Below are 16033 nucleotides of genomic sequence, written 5' to 3'. Positions count from 1 at the left end.
TCTTGTTAAATACCCCGTCAAGACTAACTCCTGCTACGAGCCTATTGAGAGGCGTGTGAAGCCGTGTTCCTCTACTGTTGAGTCGAATACATTACGCCCGTCGATAAGTAGCGGAGTGTGCATCGTACGTCGGATAATCTCCCAGTTGGGCATTCTGAATTCCTTCCATTCGGTTACATGGAAGATAGCATCGGCATCTAGCACGCAGTCGTAGATATCTCGTGCATACTCTACTCGGTTGCCTAGTCGACGTTTAGCTTCCTTCATCGCTACTGGGTCGTAGACACGTACGGAGCAACCTGCCTGTACGAGGGCATCTATCAGCACGAGAGAGGGAGCCTCTCGCATATCATCTGTACCGGGTTTGAAGGCCAAACCCCATACGGCCACACGGCGACCAGCTATCTCGCCTGAGTAATGCTCGGCAAACATATCGAAGAGGACCCGCTTCTGTGTATGATTGACGGCCTCGACCGAGTCTAGAATTTGCATCTGACAGCCGTACTCTTTGGCTGTATGGATAAGAGCCTTGACATCTTTGGGAAAGCATGAGCCTCCGTAACCACAGCCGGGATAGAGAAATTTGCTCCCGATGCGGCTGTCGCTCCCGATACCACGACGCACCATATTGACGTCCGCCCCCACACGCTTGCAGAGATTGGCTATCTCATTCATAAAGCTGATACGTGTAGCTAGCATAGCATTGGCGGCATACTTCGTCATCTCTGCCGAGCGAATATCCATGAATAGTACTCGGAAGTTGTTGAGCAGAATGGGCTTATAGAGCTTGGTCATCAAGTCGTATGCTCTTGGGCTATCGGTGCCTACGACCACACGATCTGGCTTCATGAAGTCGTCAATCGCATTGCCCTCTTTGAGGAACTCTGGGTTGGAGGCTACGTCGAACTCTATCTGCACCCCCCGCTTGTCTAGCTCTCGCTGGATTGCCTCTCTTACTAGGCTAGCTGTACCTACGGGTACGGTACTCTTGGTGACAATCAGGCAATAGTTGTTGATTGATTGGCCAATGGTCTTGGCAACCTCTAGGACATATCGTAGATCGGCCGAGCCGTCTTCGTCGGCTGGTGTACCCACAGCGCTGAAGACAATCTCCACCTTATCTAGCACTTCTGCTAGAGATGTCCCGAAGTGCAATCGTCCGCCCTCGAAGCCTCGCTTAACCAGTTCGTCTAATCCCGGCTCGTAGATTGGGATAATGCCCTGTTTGAGTCCCTCGATCTTGGTCTGATCTACATCAATGCAGTAGACTTCTGCGCCCAAGTCTGCGAAGCAGGCGGCACTCACCAGACCAACGTAACCGATACCGACGACAGCTATTCTCATCTTATCCTAATGTATTGGTTGTTGATTAGAGATAGTGCTTGGGTAGATGCTCTCTGATGCGTTCTGCCCACGAAGCCAATTCGCCTGCCTTGGGCTCAATCTTTTGCTTGAAGTCCATATCGCCAAGACCGCTGATGGGGACGAGGTGTAGGTGTGCATGATTGACTTCTAGCCCCATTACTGCTAGACCAACCTTCTCACACTGGGTGGCGGCCTTGATCGCTGATGCAACTACCTTGGAGAAGCGCATCATTGCCCCCAGCTCCTCGTCGCTTAGATCGAAGAAGTAATCTTCTTCTCTCTTGGGGACAATCAGTGTATGCCCCATTTGTACAGGGTTGATGTCGAGGAATGCATAGAACTCTTCACTCTCGGCAATGCGGTGCGAGGGAATCTCGCCTCGGATAATACGGCTAAAAATTGTAGACATACCGGCAGCCCTCCTAATCTCTCTAGAATGAAATCTCCATAATCTCGAAGCTCATCAGCCCTCCGGGAGTCTGAACCTCTACGACATCTCCGACTTTTTTGCCCATGAGTCCCTTGGCGATAGGCGTGTTGACAGAGATCTTATTTTGTTTGAGGTTGGCCTCGGAGTCCGATACCAACGTATATGATACCTGTGCACCATTTTTGGTGTTGCGGATAGTTACCTTGTTGAGGATCTGCACAGAGTCTGTGCTCAGGCGGGACTCGTCTATGATACGAGCATTGCTGAGCGTAGCTTTGAGCTGAGCGATCTTGCTCTCAAGTAGCCCTTGAGCTTCCTTGGCCGCATCGTACTCGGCGTTCTCCGATAGGTCGCCCTTGTCACGTGCCTCGGCGATTTGTCGAGAGATCTCTGGGCGCTGTACCGACTCCAGTTCATTGATTTCGGCAACAAGCTTGTCGTAGCCTGCTTGGGTCATATAGTTATATGCCATAGTTCGTTTTATAGATTAATTGCTGTTATCTATTAGTACCGTTTATTTTATGCTTAGATAGAAAAATAAAAGAGTCCCAAAGCCTCACAGAGTTAGGCACTTCGGAACATCTTACATCTATCGTCAGAAATCATCCCCTGATTTCTTCGGCAAAGGTAACCCTTTTTTGCAATTAAAGCAAAGAGCCCCGCCCAAAAGCCCCCCAATCTCTCCGGCTCGATGTCCCTTGTCGTACTGCTCCAGTGTCAAGCACGGGGAATATCTTCCACAAAGTTTTATCTTTGTTCCGTGATGCACCTAGTTGTATCATCAAGAAGAGAACTATTGCAGTGTCGTCACATTACGACCTTTGCGTTGGCCAATGGGCTCAGAGGGCCGTGTGATTTGCTGGGGCTTATGCCCGAGGATAGGTAGATGAACTCATATTATTAGATAATTCTTTTTGCTATGAAAATGAAATGCTTTAGTAAGTTAGGAGCGCTTAGCCTATTTGTGCTCCTCGGTCTAGTCCCTGCTCATGCACAGTTGGGGACATTTGTCAAGAAGTTGAAGTCCAAGACCGAGCAGGTCGCCAAGGAAGTGACCAATGAGGTTAAGCAGCAATTGGATGTGGAGCCTGCGCAGGCTCAAGGATCGACTCAGCGCCAGATACAGAGCAATCTCCCTAAGACGGACGAAGTTGATCCTCTGGCGATCATGAAACAAGTGCAAATCTCAGAGCAAACCCCAGACAGTTTCTATGCCCTAGCCAAGCAGAGCGATCATGCAGGGGCATTTGATCAGACGCTAGACACTCGTGCACAGTTTGAGTGTCTTGCCTATTACCTCCTAAGGCTAAAGAAAGCCGTAGAGCAGCGTGATATAGAGTTCATAGCTTGGCCCGATGACAACAAGGCCATGCTGTACTACCTTACGTTGCTGAATAACCCTAAGCGTGAGCAGGTACAGGGCTTTCGGTGGAATGATTGGGGTATGGAATACCAGCGAGTAGCAGCGGCAGCTCAAAAGATACTGTTGTCGCCCTTCAATGGCTCTGCTACTCGCTCTCGTTTCGGTGAGGCAGAGCAACTCAGGAGGATCTATAACTATATGCAGACGGCGGACCTGAGCCCAAACCTAAAGAAGTATTACCTCTTCCAAGCTGTGAACAAGATCTCCGGAGAGCTTGTTGATGGTAATCTAAGGGATTCGGATCCTGAGGTGCAGACTATGGTAGCCTCACTCAAGCAGATGTATGCCTCTATGGATCGGGAGTATCAAGCCATATACCCTAAGCCAAGGACACTGGCAGAGATGAATGCCGAGCAAGAGCGAAAAGCCGATGAGCAGGTCAAGAGTGTGCAGCAGGAGTATCGTGAGCGACAAGAACGAGTCTACGATATGCCCAAGTCTGGGCGTATGAACACGCCCCAGATGATTGCGACCTTTGAGCAAATTATGCGCAAGCAGTGGCCCAAAGACAAAATCGTCAAGACACTGATCAAGAGTGATGAGTGGAAAATCGAAGATACCAGTACGGGTAGGTATAGAATCGTCTTTGGCTATGTTATCGTGAAGAAGCCCGATGGGCGCTATAAAGCGATCCCTTGCTCTATGGCGGGGAAGTGGTTGCCCGGAGCTGGTAAATATGGGCCATACCACTACTATTCGTTGGGGAATCCTTTTTATGTAGATTATCGTTAGGTATAGATTCTAAGTAACTTCAATGTAAGGGGCTGTGGGGAAATTTGAGTTTTACCACAGCCCCTTTTAGATGTGTTAGTGTGTGCAACAAACCATGAAAGGCACTTTTCTCGTTTTCAGTTAAAGTGTGTAAATGGATTGGACTCGAATTGGGACGAAATACCTTTCGATTTTAGTTCGCTGCTGCGACATCTCAGAGAAATTGATGGGAAGATTTTGGAGGATCGGTGGGCTAATCCGTTGCGATGTATCCACCAATCGAAAAAGATTGATGGAGAGAAACTCCCGACATTCAGCTTCGGTCGGGTAAAGATCTTTGAAATTCCTTTTAATGTATTTGTTTATTAGGTGTTTATGTTTTCCTTGTTTTGGGAGGCTGTTTTCGTGTGGCTGGGGGTAGAGTGCCCCAATGAGGCTGCGTTCGCTCTGGAGCCTGCTAGGGGGCAAATACGCTGTTGGCTGTTTTTGTGCTCATGGACAAAAATTGTCCCACCAACATTGCGAGAACTGAGCTAAAATATAAATTTCGGCTTCCTTGACAAGCGTTTCTCTAGGGTGCAGAAAGGCTGTTAAGTTTTACCTTTTTAGTAGAGTATTATCCAGCATAATCACTAAATTTGTCGCTTGATTGGGTGGGGTAGTCTTCGCACAATCAAGATGACAGTTCATCATTAGAATACAGGTCAAAAGAAAACGGATAAATGGAACCTCTCAAGCATGAATGTGGGATTGCCCAGATTCGCCTGCGTAAGCCACTGAGTTACTATCAGCAGAAGTATGGTACATGGATGTATGGTCTTAATAAGCTATATCTGCTTATGGAGAAGCAGCACAACCGAGGACAAGACGGAGCTGGTCTGGCAGTGGTTAAACTCAATAGTAAACCTGGTGACGAATACCTATTCCGTGAGCGTGCTCTTGGCGCATCAGCGATTAAGGAGATTTTTGACGCTGTATACCATCAGTTCAATAGCCTAACCTCCGAGCAACTGGACGATCTAGACCTTGTAGAGGGTGAGCTACCTTTCGCAGGCGAGTGCTATATGGGGCATCTGCGCTATAGTACCACAGGTAAGAGTGGGATAACCTTCGTACACCCAATGACTAGACGCAGCAACTGGAGAGCCAAATGCCTCTCTATTTGCGGCAACTTTAACCTAACCAATGTAGACGGCGTATTTGACAACATTACGGCCGTGGGGCAGCACCCTCGCCATGTGTCGGATATGCATATCCTACTCGAGCAGCTGGGGCATCGCCTAGACCGAGAGGTGGAGCGTCTGTATAAGGTTGGCTATCAGCACGGCCTAAGAGGCATGGACATCACACACTATATCGAGGAGCGTATAGACCTCTCCAATATCCTCAAGGAATGCTCGCCTCTGTGGGACGGTGGCTATGTGATGTGTGGCCTCACGGGTAGTGGCGAGAGCTATACGATGCGCGACCCATGGGGCATCAGGCCCGCTTTCTACTACATAGACGATGAGATCATCGTGGTAGCTTCGGAGCGGCCAGTGATCCAGACTGTGATGAACGTTACCTACGACAAGGTAACAGAGCTCAAGCCGGGTGAGGCGCTATTCATCAACAAAGATGGCGAGCCACGCCTCAAGCAGATCGCCGACCCCAAGCAATTTAAGCCTTGTTCCTTTGAGCGTATCTATTTCTCTAGAGGTAGCGATCGAGATATCTATAAGGAACGCAAGGCTCTAGGCTTCAACCTTACCGAGCCAATCCTCAAGGCAGTGGGCTATGATATGGATCATACCGTATTCTCTTTCATCCCCAATACCGCCGAGGTCGCCTATTATGGTATGCTGGAGGGGCTAAATGCTCACCTCAACGAGGAGAAGTTCGACGCCATTAAGGCCAACCCCTCAATGAGTGATGAGGAGCTCAAGTGCATTCTTGCTCGCAAGGTGCGTAGTGAGAAGGTTGCGATCAAGGACATCAAGCTGCGTACCTTCATCTCCGAGGCCAAGAGCCGCAATGATTTGGCCACGCACGTGTACGATATCACTTACGGTACAGTCGAGCGTGGTGTAGATAATCTGGTAGTCATTGATGATAGTATAGTGCGTGGGACAACGCTTAGGCAGAGTATCCTCAGCATTCTAGATCGACTCACTCCCAAGAAAATCGTCGTCGTGTCTAGCTGTCCGCAGGTACGTTATCCCGACTATTATGGGATCGATATGAGCAAGATGCGTGAGTTCATCGCCTTCCGTGCAGCCATTGCGTTGATCAAGGAGAGAGGTATGCAGGCTCTGCTAGAGCAACAGTACCAGAGGGCGTTGGAGCTTAGTAACGAGGGCTGGAGTGTAGAGGTGGAGAATGTGGTCAAGGCCATCTATGCCCCCTTTACTATTGAGGAGATCTCGGCCAAAATTGTAGATCTGCTACGCCCAGAGGATTTAGGAGCAGAGGTAGAGCTAGTCTATCCGAGTATTGAGGAGCTACACAAGTCTATCCCCAATCATCTAGGTGACTGGTACTTCAGTGGAGACTATCCTACGCCCGGGGGGAGTCATCTTGTGAACAAAGCCTTCATTGACTATATGGAGCAGGACTACAAGAAGTAGTCCTTGAGTACATCAAACATTATAAACATCAAAATACGAGAAGAAATAATGAAAAAGCCAACATTACTAGTGCTAGCCGCTGGCATGGGTAGCCGTTACGGAAGTTTGAAGCAGCTTGATGGTCTAGGTCCATCGGGCGAAACGATTATGGACTACTCAATCTATGATGCCATTCGTGCAGGATTTGGTAAGGTCGTGTTCATCATTCGCCGCTCTTTTGAGCAGGACTTCAGAGAGAAGATCCTATCCAAGTACGAGGGAAAAATCGCTCTAGAGGTTGTTTTCCAAGATATGGATAACCTACCAGAGGGTTTCTCCGTACCCGAGGGGCGTGAGAAGCCATGGGGCACGAACCATGCAGTGATGATGGCCAAAGACGTGATTCACGAGCCTTTTGCAGTGATCAATGCCGACGACTTCTATGGTCGCAATGGCTTCGCCGTACTGGCAGAGAAGCTGCGTAGCCTAAGCGATACAACCAACCAGTACTGCATGGTAGGCTATCGTGTGGGTAATACGCTTAGCGAGAGTGGCAGTGTAGCACGTGGCGTGTGTGAGGTAGATGATCGTAAGCTACTTACTGGCGTGGTAGAGCGTACGGCTATCGAGCGCAACGCCTCTGGTAAGATTGTTTTTACCGATGAGCATGGGCAGGAGCAGATCCTAGACGAGCATACGCCAGTATCTATGAATATGTGGGGCTTCACTCCCGACTACTTCGCTCACTCAGATGCTATGTTTGGCGACTTCCTACGTGCCAATGAGGGCAACCTCAAGGCAGAGTTTTATATCCCCCTAGTTGTGAACCAGCTTGTCAAGGACGGTACCTCTACCTGCGAAGTGCTAGACACGCCAGATCAGTGGTTTGGTGTGACTTATGCCGCCGATCGTGATGGTGTAGTAGCCAAGATCAAGGCGCTAGTGGCAGCAGGGGAGTATCCAGAGAAGCTCTTCTAATCCAATACACATTATTATGATCACAAAAAAAATAATCCCCGTGCTGTGTGCCGTGGCCGTAGGCCTTGGCTCGTGCACATCAACCAAGCAAGCAGGCCAAGAAGAGGCAGCCGTAGTGCCCGCCATAGACTTCTCGGCCATGGACACGACAATTCGTGCCCAAGATGACTTCTACCACCACGTCAATGGTAGCTGGATCAAAAACAATCCACTCAAGCCTGCCTACAGTCGTTATGGTACATTCGACATTCTGCGTGATAGCTCTACGACCTACGTGCACCGTATTGTGGAGGAGCTTGCTGCTGCCCAGCCCAAAGCTGGTAGCAATGAGTACCGCATCGCTACAATCTATCGCCAAGCGATGGATAGCCTAGTGCGCAATGAGCTAGGAGCTATGCCTATGCTAGAGGACTTGCGTGAGATTGAGGCTATTGCCGATAAGGGAGCTCTGCTTACCTACGCAGCCAAGCAGGACCAAACCTATGGGGCGGGAGTGCTATTCGGTAGCTATGTGGCAGCCGACGACAAGAATAGCTCGATGAATATCCTGCACCTTACTCAGGCTCGTCTAGGCATAGGTACTAGAGATTACTACCTAGAGGAGAGTGAGGCGATGAAAAAGATCCGCGAAGGCTATCTAACCTATCTAGAGCGTGTGGCTACACTTGCTGGCTACTCGGCAGATGATGCCAAGCGTATGGCAGCCAATACGCTCAAGGTCGAGACAGATTTAGCCCAGATGTGCTACTCAAACGTCGAGCTACGTGATACGGAGCGTAACTACAATATGACGAATATTGCCGAGTTTGCAGCAGCCAATAAGGGCTTTGACTGGCAGGCATACTTCGATCAGCGTGGTCTAGATGTGAAGACTGCAAACTTCGGTCAGCTAGACTTCTTCAAGAAGTTCGACAAGTGGTTTGCGTCTATGGATTTGGCTACCTTCAAGGACTATATGCTCTGTGCTCAGATCAGTAGTAGCGCATCGGCTCTGAGCGATGAGTTTGCGCAGGCTAGCTTCGACTTCTTCGGCAAGCAGCTTAGCGGACGCAAGGAGATGCACCCACGCTGGAAGCGTAGCGTAGCTGTCGTAGAGTCTATGCTCGGCGAGGCTCTCGGTGAGGTCTATGTGAAGCGTCACTTTAGCCCAAAGGCCAAGGAGCGTATGCTCACACTTGTGAGTAATCTGCAGAAGGCTCTTGGACAGCGTGTGCAGGCACTCGAGTGGATGAGCGAGGATACCAAGGCCAAGGCCCTAGAGAAGCTCAATAACTTCACGGTCAAGATTGGTTACCCAGACAAGTGGAAGGACTATAGCGATCTTGAGATCAGCGAGAGCAATACCTACTATCAGAACTTGGTCAATGCCGCTAAGTTTGCTCAAGCCGACAACCTCAAGGATCTAGGCAAGCCTGTAGACAAGACGAAGTGGCTCATGAATCCACAGGACGTGAACGCTTACTATATGCCTACGACCAACGAGATTTGTTTCCCAGCGGGTATCCTCCAGCCTCCATTCTTCAATGTAGATGCAGACGACCCCGTTAATTATGGCGCTATCGGCGTCGTGATTGGTCATGAGATGATTCACGGTTTCGATGATCAGGGCTCTAACTTCGACAAAGATGGCAACATGATCAACTGGTGGACAGCCGAGGATAAGCAGAAATTCGCCGAGTCTACGCAGCGTTTGGCCGCTCAGTTTGCCGAGAATGAGGTTGCTCCCGGTGTGATGGCCGATGGCCAACTAACTCTTGGCGAGAATATCGCTGACCAAGGTGGCCTCACGGTGGCTTTCCTCGCTATGCAACTTGCCGCTGAGTCTGCACCGCAACCAGAGAAGACCGATGGATTGACTCCTGAGCAGCGCTTCTTCATCGCTTATGCTCGTCTATGGGGACAGAACATCAGTCACGAAGAGATCCTACGACTGACCAAGATTGACCCTCATAGCCTAGGTATCTTGCGCGTCAATCAAGCTCTCAAGAATATCGATGCTTTCTTCAAGGCCTTCGACATCAAGCCGGGCGATGCTATGTATCTAGCACCCGAGGAGCGCATTGTCGTTTGGTAATAGGCTTTTGCCTTTGGATAGCTCCCCCTAGTCGATGCATAGACATTGGCTAGGGGGAGCCTCTATATATAATATGGTATATACAGGGTTGAGTATCTGTAAAGGGCTGCCCTCAGAAGAGGCTGGTGTACTTAATAAATTTGGCTGTTGAGTTTAGATAGGCATCTGGATATTAACCTTTTTTCTTTACCTTTACCCGAGTATTACTAATCACTATTAGGATTAAGCATTATGCGTTACACTCAAACATCTATTGCGGGTCTTTGGCTTATTGAACCTGTCGTATTCGGCGACGAAAGGGGCTACTTTATGGAAACCTTTCGTATAGCAGACTTTGCTCGCCATATTGAGGAATTTAATGTCGTGCAAGAGAATGAGTCACGCTCCCGCTATGGTGTATTGCGTGGACTACATCTGCAGCAGGGTGCTCATGCACAAGCCAAGCTCGTGCGCTGTGTGGAGGGGGCTATATTCGATGTGGCAGTGGATCTACGCAAAGGCTCGCCCACTTATGGCCAGCACCTCTGCTTCGAGCTCTCTAGCACCAATCATCGTCAGCTCTACATTCCTCGAGGTTTCGCACATGGCTTCCTGACCATTACCGAGCACGCTACGCTACAGTACAAAGTAGACAATGCCTATCACCCTGAGAGCGAGTGCAGCATTAAGTTCGATGACCCAGATCTTGGCATAGATTGGGCCTCTACTGGTATCCCCCGAGAGGCGTTTGTCCTCTCTGCCAAGGACCTAGATGGCATCAGCTTCTGTGACTATCAGCATCGTAGTATTTAGGGTAGTAGGGTATAGGATATATCAAGCAAAGTAGTCCTGTAATTAAAGTGCAGAATTGCTTTGCTTGTGTAGTTTTATTTAATACCTTTGTTGTGCACCGGGGTTTTTATCAATCTTTGATTCTTTTGTAAGTAGATAATTAAACTATATAAGTAGATCAGAAACATCAACATAGTTACAAATTCATTTGTTATGAAGAAGCACAATTTTAATGCTGGACCTTGCGTCCTCCCTCGCGAAGCAGTCGAGTCTGCCATTGAAGCAATTCGTGATTTTGACGGTACAGGTATTGGTATTCTTGAGATCTCTCACCGTACTCCGGGGTGGGAGCGTATCATGAAGGAAACAGCCGATCTATGGCGTGAGCTGCTCAACATTCCTGATAACTATAAGGTGCTTTTCCTTGGTGGTGGTGCTAGTACCCAGTTCTTCACTGTGCCCGCTAACCTATTGAGCAAAAAGGCTGCCTATCTGCAGACGGGTGTATGGGCCAAGAAGGCAGCCAAGGAGGCTAAGTATTATGGTGATGTAGAGATTGTCGCTTCTTCAGAGGATAAGACTTACTCCTATATCCCCAAGGGCTACACGATCCCAACGGATGTAGACTACTTCCATATCACGACGAACAATACTATCTATGGTACCGAGATCCACGAGGATATGGACTGCCCTGTGACGTTGGTCGCTGATATGTCTTCGGATATCCTTAGCCGTCCAGTAGATGTGTCTAAATATGGTATGATCTATGGTGGAGCTCAGAAGAATGTCGGCCCTGCTGGGGTTACATTCGTCATCGTACGTGAGGATCTGCTAGGTAAGGTGGATCGTAAGCTACAGACCATGGTAGACTATCGCACACATATTGGTGATGAGGAGAGAAACCGCTCTATGTTCAATACCCCTCCCGTATTCCCCATCTTTGTGATGCACGAAACGCTCAAGTGGGTAAAGAAACTCGGTGGTGTAGAAGCTATGTACAAGATCAACAAGGAGAAGGCAGAGCTCCTCTACAACGAAATCGATCGTAATAAGATGTTCGTCGGTACAGCCGCCAAGGAAGACCGCTCGTTGATGAATGTGTGCTTTGTAATGGCTGAGCAGTATAAGGACAAGGAAGCTGCATTTATGGAGTTCGCTAAGGCTGCGGGTATGGTAGGTATCAAGGGACACCGCTCTGTAGGTGGCTTCCGTGCATCAATCTACAATGCTTGTCCACGTGAGTCCGTAGAGGCGCTCGTTAAATGCATGCAGGAGTTCGAAGCTCAAAACGCTTAATCCACGATAATAATATTCCACGCATGAGAGGCAGAGGCATACCAAGTAATCGCTGTGAGATGGCTTAGTAGGTTTCTGCCTTCCATTTCTTTTGGGCTAGTATTGTATTGGTAGTTTGCTACCTTGTTGATACAGCTTCAGAAGAGCATACATAAATCGTAATACAATACTTATTCGGATTGTCATGACTAAAGTACTTATTGCCACAGAGAAGCCATTTGCTCCAGTGGCCGTCAAGGGTATCACCGATATTTGTAAAGAAGCAGGCTTCGAGGTCGTGTTGCTGGAGAAATACACGAGCAAAGCCGAGCTATTGGCTGCGGTAGCCGATGTACATGCGATCATCATTCGTAGCGACATTATAGATGCTGAGGTCTTTGATGCTGCAAAGCGGCTCAAGATTGTCGTTCGTGCAGGTGCAGGTTACGACAACGTGGATCTAACCTCGGCCACTGCTCACAATGTAGTGGTGATGAACACGCCCGGGCAGAATGCTAATGCCGTGGCTGAGCTAGTCATTGGCATGCTTCTTTTCGGCGTGCGCAATCGCTTCAATGGCACATCGGGCTCTGAACTCATGGGCAAGCGTCTAGGGTTGCTTGCTTTTGGTGCTACGGGACGCAATGTGGCTCGTATTGCTCAAGGCTTGGGCATGGAGGTTTATGCTTTCGACCCATTCACTCCTGCAGAGGCTATGGCTCAGGCTGGCGTTAAGCATGTGGCTACTCAGGCTGAACTATTCGCTGGCTGCGACATCATCTCAATGCATATTCCTGCTACGCCAGAAACAAAGGGCTCTATAGGTCGTGCCCTAGTAGGCTCTATGCCCAAGAAGGCCATCTTGGTTAATACGGCTCGTAAGGAAATTATTAACGAGGCCGAGCTATTGGATATTCTCAAGGAGCGTGAGGATCTGCGTTACTTCACAGATATTATGCCAGCCAATCATGAGGAGATGGTTGCGGCACTGGGGGATCGTTACTTCTCTACACCAAAGAAGATGGGCGCCCAGACCTCAGAGGCTAATATCAATGCTGGCCTTGCTGCAGCACGTCAGATTGTTGGCTATATCAAGGAGGGCAATGAGCGCTTCCGCCTCAATAAGTAACTACATTAACTCTCAATCATAGGATATAGATTTTACTATGGCTATCATCAAACCATTCAAAGGTATTCGCCCTCCACAGGAGCTTGTCGAGCAGGTTGCATCTCGTCCATACGATGTCCTCAACTCAGATGAAGCACGAGCCGAAGCCGAGGGCAATGAGAAATCTCTCTACCATATTATTCGTCCCGAGATTGATTTCCCCGTTGGTACGGACGAACATGAGGAGAAAGTCTATAACAAAGCAGCCGAGAACTTTGCCATGTTTAGGGAAAAGGGCTGGTTGGTGCAAGACAACAAGGAGAACTACTATGTCTATGCTCAGACAATGAACGGTAAGACGCAGTACGGTCTTGTTGTATGTGCGTATGTAGACGACTATATGAATGGCGTCATCAAGAAGCATGAGCTTACTCGCCGTGACAAGGAAGAAGATCGCATGAAGCATGTACGTGTAAATAATGCGAACATTGAGCCTGTGTTCTTTGCCTATCCTGCTAAGCAAGAGATCAACCAGATCGTCAAGAAGTACACAGACGCCAAGCCTGTGTATAGCTTCGTCGCAGAGCTTGATGGCTTTGGCCACGATTTTTGGATTATTGATCAAGAGGCAGATATCAAGCGCATCACGGAGCTATTTGCAGAGATGCCAGCTCTCTATATCGCAGACGGGCATCACCGTTCGGCTGCAGCAGCTCTAGTCGGTGCAGAGAAGGCCAAGCAGAATCCTAACCACCGTGGCGACGAAGAGTACAACTACTTCATGGCTGTGTGTTTCCCCGATGATCAGCTCACGATCATAGACTATAATCGTGTAGTGAAGGATCTGAATAATCTGACTGATGAGCAGTTCCTTGCTAAGCTACAAGAGCACTTTATCGTAGAAGATAAGGGAACAGATATTTATAAGCCAGAGAAGCTACACAACTTCTCGCTCTATTTGAGTGGTCGCTGGTATTCGCTTACGGCTAAGGAGGGGACATACAATGACCATGATCCGATCGGCGTGCTTGACGTGACGATCTCGTCCAACCTTATTTTAGATGAAATTTTGGGCATCAAGGATCTTCGCTCCGATAAGCGTATTGACTTCGTAGGTGGTATTCGTGGCCTTGGAGAATTGAAGAAGCGTGTAGATAGTGGGGAGATGCGTGTTGCTTTGGCTCTATATCCGGTATCGATGAAGCAGCTTATTGATATAGCAGACTCAGGCAACATTATGCCTCCTAAGACAACGTGGTTCGAGCCTAAGCTTCGCTCAGGTCTTGTAATTCACGAGCTTGTGTAACAACTTGCAGACTTTCGTTTTTGAGAAACCTCGGAGTTCAGTGATGGGCTTCGGGGTTTTGTCTTTATGTTCGCAAGAGGCGGTTAGGCTTATTGGATTGGGGTGAGATGTATGATTCGCTGAGGTGCTACTAAGATGAGACTATTGCGCAATGCACCGCTCAAAGGTTCTTGTATCTTTCTCGGTGTTTTTTGCGTGTTTGAGCGGCTTGGGGAGCCTTGAATACTATCCCCTATCCCCATCCCTGAGGGAAATATCCCTCAGGGATGGGGATTTTACGGTTATTTGGCACCTTCAAGCACAAGAAGCCCTGGCATACGCTTGAGATTGTACGCCATAGCTTCAAGGATATTCTGTGTATGCGTTCGCTCTAACCCTCGGTAGCGACAGCGTCCGCCCAAGAACCACCGTCGAATACTGCCAAAGGTGCGTTCTATTAAGCACCTCGTCTTACTGATCACACGGTTGAATGCCTTCTGACTCTCGTTAAGAGTCTTCCCACGAATAGCCTTGAGCATAATGCCGTCCACCAAGCCATGACCGGCCAAACACTCCGAATTCTTTGATACTGTCCTAAAAAAGTGTGTAAGTCCCGTTAGTCCTTAACTTTGAGGTAAGAAAAAAAATAAACCTAAGAACAATGGAGCTTACAACAACACAAAAGTCGGCATTTATTTCTGAAATGCTATCATCAGAGGCAGGTATTAACGAACTTATCCGTGTACTATTGGACACCTTCTCGAAGCAAGAACGTGCTCTCTTTGTCGAAGAGCATGAGGGTGAACAGTGCAATGGCTTCCGTCCTCGTCGATGGCGAGGCTACGGCTGTAGCTTTGAATTACGGATTCCTCGAACACGTTCGGGCAATTTCCAACCCTTGATTTTGGGAATCCTTTCCGGCCAAGAGAGCGAACGAGCCTTGTTGTTTCACGAGCTTTATACCCGAGGCCTTTCGTGCGAAGACATTGGTGCTGTGTGCGAACGGATCTACGGCTATCACTATAGCAAGCAGCAAGTCAGTTTTCTCTCGAACACGAGTAAAGAGGAGATCTACAAGTGGTTGGAACGCCAACTGTCGCCCCACTATTTGGCGGTGTACATCGATGCTACCTTTGCCTACACACGGCGGGATGATCGTGTGGCTCAGGAAGCCTATTACACGATGTTGGGGTTGCTTCCTGACGGTAGTCGGGAGGTGCTTTGTGTGGTGAATCATCCCACAGAAGGAGCGTTGAATTGGGAGGCAGAGTTGAAAGCCCTCAAAACACGTGGAGTCGAACGTATAGACCTGATCATCTCAGATGCTTTACAAGGGATTGAACGAGCCATCGCCTCGGCTTTCCCTCACTCCTCCCATCAGCTGTGTGTCGTTCATTTCAAGCGTCACGCACTTAATGCCGTATCGAAGAGGGACAAGGATCGGATGAGACAAGAGTTGGAAGACTTGTTTCCGATCTCGGGTACAAGTCTTACACCCATCAAAGCATTTGAGAAATTATGTACGTTTGCAGAACGTTGGGGGAAAAGCTACCGGAGCCTGCTCTCCTTGTCAGTACCTCGCAATATAGGCTACTTCACTTACCTGATGTTCCCGGAGGGTGTTCGTCGTATGATTTACTCGACGAATTGGGTGGAGCGTCTCAATCGGAGCTATAAGCGCACGCTGCGTATACGTGGGGCTCTACCCTCGGCTGATGCCGTCGTCTTTCTCTTGGGCTCTGTAGCCCGAGAAATGACCGAAAAGACTTACGCAAGGAGGTTACCCTATTTCCAAGAGTGGAGCACCAAATAAATGAGTAATGAGTAATAACACGAAAAACTCAAAGTTTTTCCCCTAGGGCATGCCCCAGGGGAAAAAGGGAGAACCAACCTTACACACTTTTTCGGACACTACCAATTCTTTTTGCTACAATAGCCTTTGTCGGCTAGTACACTTACCCCTGATGACAACTCGGACTGCTCGATTAAGGCGGGCAAAGCAACCGTATCTGCACAATTAGCGGGGGT

General features: G+C 48.7%; 13 protein-coding genes and 1 pseudogene. 9 read left to right on the top strand and 5 right to left on the bottom strand.

The window, feature by feature from the left end; all coding sequences use genetic code 11:
- Window positions 1-33: 33 nt before the first annotated feature.
- From HQ41_RS08150 to greA, 3 genes are read right to left on the bottom strand one after another with little or no spacing between them, the layout of a single operon-like run.
- Window positions 34-1344: a UDP-glucose/GDP-mannose dehydrogenase family protein gene (locus HQ41_RS08150; RefSeq protein WP_044190289.1), complete on the bottom strand. Its 1311-nt coding sequence runs from the start codon at window positions 1342-1344 to the stop codon at window positions 34-36.
- 25 nt (window positions 1345-1369) lie between these two features.
- Window positions 1370-1774: an HIT family protein gene (locus HQ41_RS08145; RefSeq protein ID WP_044190287.1), complete on the bottom strand. Its 405-nt coding sequence runs from the start codon at window positions 1772-1774 to the stop codon at window positions 1370-1372.
- Between the two features lie 22 nt (window positions 1775-1796).
- Window positions 1797-2267, bottom strand: a complete 471-nt coding sequence (gene greA, locus HQ41_RS08140; protein WP_044190284.1) for a transcription elongation factor GreA — start codon at window positions 2265-2267, stop codon at window positions 1797-1799.
- A 447-nt stretch (window positions 2268-2714) separates the two neighbouring features.
- Between greA and HQ41_RS08135 the strand changes: the two genes are divergently transcribed.
- The 8 genes from HQ41_RS08135 (at window position 2715) to HQ41_RS08100 (ending at window position 14026) form a co-directional block, all read left to right on the top strand.
- Window positions 2715-3950, top strand: a complete 1236-nt coding sequence (locus HQ41_RS08135; RefSeq protein WP_152567374.1) for a hypothetical protein — start codon at window positions 2715-2717, stop codon at window positions 3948-3950.
- 701 nt (window positions 3951-4651) lie between these two features.
- A complete protein-coding gene (locus HQ41_RS08130) occupies window positions 4652-6535 on the top strand; it encodes an amidophosphoribosyltransferase (RefSeq protein ID WP_044190281.1) in 1884 nt (627 codons plus the stop codon).
- Between the two features lie 48 nt (window positions 6536-6583).
- Window positions 6584-7492 (top strand): sugar phosphate nucleotidyltransferase, encoded by a 909-nt coding sequence (locus HQ41_RS08125; RefSeq protein WP_044190277.1) that lies wholly within the window; start codon window positions 6584-6586, stop codon window positions 7490-7492.
- Between the two features lie 16 nt (window positions 7493-7508).
- Window positions 7509-9566, top strand: a complete 2058-nt coding sequence (locus HQ41_RS08120) for a M13 family metallopeptidase (protein ID WP_044190274.1) — start codon at window positions 7509-7511, stop codon at window positions 9564-9566.
- A 231-nt stretch (window positions 9567-9797) separates the two neighbouring features.
- Window positions 9798-10358 (top strand): dTDP-4-dehydrorhamnose 3,5-epimerase, encoded by a 561-nt coding sequence (gene rfbC, locus HQ41_RS08115; RefSeq protein WP_044190272.1) that lies wholly within the window; start codon window positions 9798-9800, stop codon window positions 10356-10358.
- 192 nt (window positions 10359-10550) lie between these two features.
- Window positions 10551-11633, top strand: coding sequence for a 3-phosphoserine/phosphohydroxythreonine transaminase (gene serC / locus HQ41_RS08110; RefSeq protein WP_044190268.1), 1083 nt, complete (start codon window positions 10551-10553; stop codon window positions 11631-11633).
- A gap of 184 nt (window positions 11634-11817) precedes the next feature.
- A complete protein-coding gene (locus HQ41_RS08105) occupies window positions 11818-12741 on the top strand; it encodes an NAD(P)-dependent oxidoreductase (RefSeq protein WP_044190266.1) in 924 nt (307 codons plus the stop codon).
- A 37-nt stretch (window positions 12742-12778) separates the two neighbouring features.
- Window positions 12779-14026: a DUF1015 domain-containing protein gene (locus HQ41_RS08100; protein WP_044190264.1), complete on the top strand. Its 1248-nt coding sequence runs from the start codon at window positions 12779-12781 to the stop codon at window positions 14024-14026.
- 281 nt (window positions 14027-14307) lie between these two features.
- Here HQ41_RS08100 and HQ41_RS09400 read toward each other — a convergent pair.
- Window positions 14308-14589: pseudogene (locus tag HQ41_RS09400) on the bottom strand (transposase); the annotation flags it as partial.
- Window positions 14590-14666: 77 nt separating this feature from the next.
- On the opposite strand from HQ41_RS09400, the gene HQ41_RS08090 reads away from it, so the two are divergent.
- Complete coding sequence (locus HQ41_RS08090) at window positions 14667-15818, top strand: IS256 family transposase (protein ID WP_044190262.1); 1152 nt, start codon at window positions 14667-14669, stop codon at window positions 15816-15818.
- A 98-nt stretch (window positions 15819-15916) separates the two neighbouring features.
- Here the strand turns inward: HQ41_RS08090 and HQ41_RS09990 are convergent.
- Window positions 15917-16033, bottom strand: a 117-nt coding sequence (locus tag HQ41_RS09990) for a transposase (protein ID WP_200880513.1), incomplete at its 5' end; no start/stop codon positions are given.

Origin of the sequence: Porphyromonas sp. COT-290 OH860 (genome assembly GCF_000768935.1) — a bacterium.
GTDB lineage: Bacteria > Bacteroidota > Bacteroidia > Bacteroidales > Porphyromonadaceae > Porphyromonas.
This window is presented reverse-complemented; position numbering and strand designations above follow the sequence as displayed.

Coding starts and splice junctions, on each gene's coding strand:
- HQ41_RS08150 (WP_044190289.1), bottom strand. CDS start 1,344: ATGAGAATAGCTGTCGTCGGTATCGGTTACGTTGGTCTGGTGAGTGCC.
- HQ41_RS08145 (WP_044190287.1), bottom strand. CDS start 1,774: ATGTCTACAATTTTTAGCCGTATTATCCGAGGCGAGATTCCCTCGCAC.
- greA (WP_044190284.1), bottom strand. CDS start 2,267: ATGGCATATAACTATATGACCCAAGCAGGCTACGACAAGCTTGTTGCC.
- HQ41_RS08135 (WP_152567374.1), top strand. CDS start 2,715: ATGAAAATGAAATGCTTTAGTAAGTTAGGAGCGCTTAGCCTATTTGTG.
- HQ41_RS08130 (WP_044190281.1), top strand. CDS start 4,652: ATGGAACCTCTCAAGCATGAATGTGGGATTGCCCAGATTCGCCTGCGT.
- HQ41_RS08125 (WP_044190277.1), top strand. CDS start 6,584: ATGAAAAAGCCAACATTACTAGTGCTAGCCGCTGGCATGGGTAGCCGT.
- HQ41_RS08120 (WP_044190274.1), top strand. CDS start 7,509: ATGATCACAAAAAAAATAATCCCCGTGCTGTGTGCCGTGGCCGTAGGC.
- rfbC (WP_044190272.1), top strand. CDS start 9,798: ATGCGTTACACTCAAACATCTATTGCGGGTCTTTGGCTTATTGAACCT.
- serC (WP_044190268.1), top strand. CDS start 10,551: ATGAAGAAGCACAATTTTAATGCTGGACCTTGCGTCCTCCCTCGCGAA.
- HQ41_RS08105 (WP_044190266.1), top strand. CDS start 11,818: ATGACTAAAGTACTTATTGCCACAGAGAAGCCATTTGCTCCAGTGGCC.
- HQ41_RS08100 (WP_044190264.1), top strand. CDS start 12,779: ATGGCTATCATCAAACCATTCAAAGGTATTCGCCCTCCACAGGAGCTT.
- HQ41_RS08090 (WP_044190262.1), top strand. CDS start 14,667: ATGGAGCTTACAACAACACAAAAGTCGGCATTTATTTCTGAAATGCTA.